The sequence below is a fragment of the Streptomyces sp. CO7 genome (assembly GCF_053474865.1).
The window spans coordinates 549,304-554,145 of record NZ_JBRIOU010000002.1 but is presented as its reverse complement, the minus strand read 5'-3'; the positions used below and the strand labels follow the sequence as shown (position 1 = coordinate 554,145).

The window sequence follows — 4,842 nt, the reverse complement described above, 5'->3', positions numbered from 1 at the left end:
CCTCGGCCCCGTCGCCGGGTCGGGGCGGTCCGGTGCCGGGGCGCCCTCTCCCGTCCCGTCGGCCCCCTCGCGTCACTCGTCCGGCGGAATGCGGCAACGCCCGCCCCGACTCGGGGTACACCCCTTGCATGGACTCCCGCGTGCCCACCGCCACGTACCGGCTGCAGCTCCAGCCGGGCTTCCCGTTCGCCGCGGCCGAGGCCGCCGCCCCGCACCTCGCCGCCCTGGGCGTCTCGCACCTGCACCTCTCCCCCGTCCTGGAGGCAGTGCCGGGCTCCACGCACGGCTACGACGTCACCGACCCGACCAGGGTCCGCGAGGAGCTGGGCGGGGAGGACGCCCTGCGCTCCCTGTCCCGCACCGCCCGCTCGCTGGGTCTCGGACTGGTCGTCGACATCGTGCCGAACCACATGGCGATGGCCCCGCTGTACAACCGCCCGCTGTGGGAGGTGCTGCGCAAGGGCCCCGGCTCGCCCTACGCCGCATGGTTCGACATCGACTGGGAGGCCGGCGGCGGCCGCGTGCTGCTGCCGGTCCTCGGCGCGCCGCTCGGCGCGGAACTCCCCCACCTGCGCGTGGACGGGGACGTGCTGCGCCATCACGACCAGGCCTTCCCTCTCCGCCCCGGCACCGAGGACCTGCCACTGCCCGAGCTCCTCGACGCCCAGTTCTACCGCCTCGGCTGGTGGCGGCTGGCCCGCACCGAACTGAACTACCGGCGCTTCTTCACCGTCTCCGAGCTGATCGGCGTCCGGGTGGAGGATCCCGGGGTCTTCGACGCCACGCACGGCAAGATCCTGGAGCTGCTGGACGAGGGCGTCGTCGACGGCCTGCGCATCGACCACCCGGACGGCCTGGCCGACCCGGGGGCCTACCTGCGGCGCCTGGAGAAGGCGACCGGGGGCCGCTGGACGGTGGTGGAGAAGATCCTCGCCGAGGACGAACGCCTCCCCGAGTCCTGGCCGGTGGCCGGGACCACCGGCTACGACGCCCTGCGCCGCCTGGACGCGGTCCTCACCGACCCGGACGGCGCCCGCGCCCTGCTGGACCACCACCGGCGGCACACCGCGGCGCCCGACGACCTCGGCGGCGACTGGGAGGCCACCCGGCACCGCAGCGCCGAGCGGGTGGTCGACCACGAACTCGCGGCCGAGACCACCCGGCTCACCCGCGCGGCGGCCGCCGCCTGCGCCTCCGCCGGGGACCCGGAACTGCGCGACCGCGCCCCGTGGGCGCTGCGCACCGCGCTGCGGGAACTGCTGGTGCGCATGGAGGTCTACCGCCCGTACACGCCCGGGGACGCCGTCACGGTGCTCACCGAGGAGGCCGCCGCCGAGGCCCGCGCGGCGTTCACGGTGCCCGAGGAGGCCGAGGCGGTCGACGTCGTCCGCGGGCTGCTCGTCGGCCGGTACGGGGAGTGGCCGGAGCAGGTCGAACTGTGCACCCGCTTCGCCCAGACCTCGTCGGCGCTGCGCGCCAAGTCCGTGGAGGACAGCGCCTTCTACCGGCACGTCCCGCTGCTGTCGGCCAACGAGGTGGGCGGTTCCCCCGACCGTCCCGCCGTCGCCCCCGAGGAGTTCCACGACTGGTGCGCCCGCCTGCAGCGGGAGCGCCCGCTGACCGGCACGGTGCTCTCCACCCACGACACCAAGCGCAGCGCGGACGTCCGGGCGGCGATCGCGGTGCTGAGCCAGTGCCCGGACCGCTGGGCCGAGGTCGTCGAGGAGGCGACCGCCGCGAGCACCGCGAGCGGCGGCGGCCCGGACCGGCAGCTGGCCTGGGCGGGCTGGCAGACGCTGTTCGGGCTCGGCGAGCCCTCCGAGGAGCGGCTGTCGGGGGCCCTGCTGAAGCACGCCCGCGAGAACGGCCTGCACACCACCTGGACCGAGCAGGACGCCCACTACGAGGAGACGGTCACCACCTTCGTCACCACGGCGCTGTGCGGGTCGCCCGGCGGACGGGTCACGGAGCTGCGCCGGTCGCTGGAACCGCACATCCGGGCCAACGTGCTGGCCGCGACGCTGCTCCACCTGACGATGCCCGGCGTCCCGGACGTCTACCAGGGCGGCGAGGGCGAGTACCGGGCCCTGGTCGACCCCGACAACCGCGACCCCGCCGTCCTCCCGCACCCGGACCCGGGCGTGAAGGGCGTGCTCACGACCGCCGCCCTCGGCCTGCGCCGCCGCCGGCCCGAGCTCTTCGGGGCGGACGCCTCCTACCGCCCGCTGGCCGCGGAAGGGGCTGCCGCCGGGCACTGCCTGGCCTTCACCCGCTCCGGCCGGGTGCTGACCGTCGTCACCCGGCTGTCGCTGCGCCTGGCGGAGTCCGGCGGCTGGGGCGGGACCGAGCTGCCGCTGCCGCCCGGCCGCTGGAGGGACCTGTGCGCCCCGGGACGCGTGTTCGAGGGACGGGTTCCGCTCGCCGACCTCCTCGACCCGCTGCCGGTCGCCCTGCTGGAACGTGCGGACGACGACTGACCCCGGACGCCCGGCCCCGCGACCGTGAGTCCGTCGACGTGGGCCCACGCGGGCGGGCGCCGTCTCCGCGAGCGTGAACACATCACCCGTTCGGGCGGTCATCACGCACTCGTTGGGGAAGGTCTCCGTGTACTGCACCAGCTTGCCGCCCCATTCGCCGCGGGCCCGGGCGGTCACCGGCGCGTACCGCATGGGGCAGACGGCGTCGGACCGCTCCGGGATCGCCTGGAGGTCGCCGCGCGCGTCGGCCAGTTCGGCGCAGGCGCGGACCGCCTGGCGGTGGCCCACGGCCTGCGGCGGGTCGCACAGCAGCAGCGTCCCGCGGGCGGTGGCCGGCGCCCCGGAACGGGCGTCCGCGCCGGTCACCGACAGGTAGACCCAGTTGCCCTGGTAGGGCTCGGGGGCCGCCTGGGCGGGGGCCGTGGGCGTCGTCAGCAGCAGCGCGGCCGCCGTCAGCAGGGCGCCGCGCACCGGAAGGCCCCGGACGGCCGGGGCGCAGGGGATCAGTCTCATAGCCCATGCATCGGCATGCGCGGGGGTCTGCCACACCCAAGTCACCTGAAGGGAGTAGGGCGTGAGGCGTCGCACGGGAGGGAAAGGTCTGATCCGGAGCGCGATGATCCCTCGGTGACGCAGGATGGACCCGCTGCAACCAGGGAATCCGGGCCAATCGCTGGAACGAAGGGGAGCCGTTCGTGGAGTTCGAGGTGTGGGCGCCGCAGGCAGGCCGGGTGACGCTCCATTGCGACGGGAGCGAGCACGCGATGGAACCCGACGCGCTGCGCCGGGGGTGGTGGACGGCACAGGCCGACGCGGCGGACGGGTCGCGGTACGGGTTCGCGCCCGACGACGGGCCGGTGCTGCCGGACCCGCGTTCGCGGCGGCAGCCGGACGGCCCGGACGGGCTGAGCGCGGTCGTCGACCACGGGCGCTACCGGTGGCGGGCGGACTGGCCGGGGCGGCCGCTGCCGGGCGCGGTCCTCTACGAGCTGCACGTCGGCACCTTCACGCCCGAGGGCACCCTGGACGCGGCCGCCGCGCGACTGGAGCACCTGGCGGAGCTGGGCGTCACCCATGTGGAGCTGATGCCGCTCTGCCCGTTCCCCGGCCGGCACGGCTGGGGCTACGAGGGCGTCTCCCTCTGGGCGGTGCACGAGCCGTACGGGGGGCCCGAGGCACTCAAGCGGTTCGTGGACCGGGCGCACGAGCTGGGTCTCGGCGTCGTGCTCGACGTGGTCCACAACCACCTGGGCCCGTCGGGCAACCATCTGCCCGCGTTCGGTCCGTACTTCACCGAGACCCACCACACGCCGTGGGGCGCCGCGGTGAACCTGGACGCCGCGGGTTCGGACGAGGTCCGCGACTTCCTGGTGGACAGCGCCCTGTCCTGGCTGCGGGACTACCGGCTGGACGGGCTGCGGCTGGACGCGGTGCACGCGCTGTGCGACAACCGGGCCTACCACTTCCTGGAGGAGCTCTCCACGGCGGTGGACCGGCTGGCGGTGGGGCTGGGCCGTCCGCTGTTCCTGATCGCCGAGTCCGACCTGAACGACCCGCGCCTGGTCGCGCCCCGCGAGACGGGCGGGCTCGGGCTGCACGCCCAGTGGAACGACGACTTCCACCACGCGGTGCACACCACGCTGACCGGCGAGTCGCAGGGCTACTACGAGGACTTCGCCCGTGACCCCCTGGCCGCGCTGGCCAAGACGCTGACCGCCGGGTTCTTCCACGACGGCACGTACTCCGGCTTCCGCGGGCGGCGGCACGGGCGGCCGCTGGACCGCAGCCGGTTCGCGGCACACCGGCTGCTGGGGTACTCCCAGACCCACGACCAGATCGGCAACCGGGCGCAGGGCGACCGGCTCTCCGCGACGCTGTCGCCGGGACTGCTGGCCTGCGCGGCGACCCTCACGCTCACCTCGCCGTACACCCCGATGCTCTTCATGGGCGAGGAGTGGGGCGCCTCCACGCCCTGGCAGTTCTTCACCGACCACACCGACCCGGAGCTCGCGGAGGCGGTCCGGCGGGGGCGGCGGCGGGAGTTCGCGGCGCACGGGTGGGCCGAGGAGGACGTCCCCGACCCGCAGGACCCGGCGACGCGGGACCGGTCGTGCCTGGACTGGACGGAGCCGTCGAAGGAGCCGCACGCGCGGCTGCTGGCCTGGTACCGGATGCTGATCGCGCTGCGGCACGAGCAGGGGGACCTCACGGACCCCGACCTCGCGGACGTGCGGGTCGCGTACGACGCGCAGGCGCGGTGGTTCGCCTTCCGGCGCGGGGACCTGCGGGTGGTGCTCAACCTCGGCGACGCCGCCGCGGAGATCCCCCTCGGCACCCGCCCCGTCGAGGTCCTCGCCTCCTGGAC

General features: G+C 75.3%; 2 protein-coding genes and 1 pseudogene. 2 read left to right on the top strand and 1 reads right to left on the bottom strand.

Going from position 1 to position 4,842, the window contains the following annotated elements:
• Positions 1 to 128 precede the first annotated feature (128 nt).
• Positions 129 to 2,477 carry a malto-oligosyltrehalose synthase gene (gene treY / locus ACOV8S_RS04450; protein ID WP_448316210.1) on the top strand — a complete coding sequence of 783 codons (2,349 nt, stop codon included), beginning with the start codon at positions 129 to 131 and terminating at the stop codon, positions 2,475 to 2,477.
• 123 nt (positions 2,478 to 2,600) lie between these two features.
• On the opposite strand, the pseudogene ACOV8S_RS04445 reads toward treY, so the two are convergent.
• A pseudogene (locus ACOV8S_RS04445) lies at positions 2,601 to 2,990 on the bottom strand (SSI family serine proteinase inhibitor); the annotation flags it as partial.
• Positions 2,991 to 3,172: 182 nt separating this feature from the next.
• Here ACOV8S_RS04445 and treZ point away from each other — a divergent pair.
• Positions 3,173 to 4,842: malto-oligosyltrehalose trehalohydrolase (treZ, locus tag ACOV8S_RS04440; protein ID WP_448316209.1), on the top strand; the 1,670-nt coding region annotated here is incomplete at its 3' end.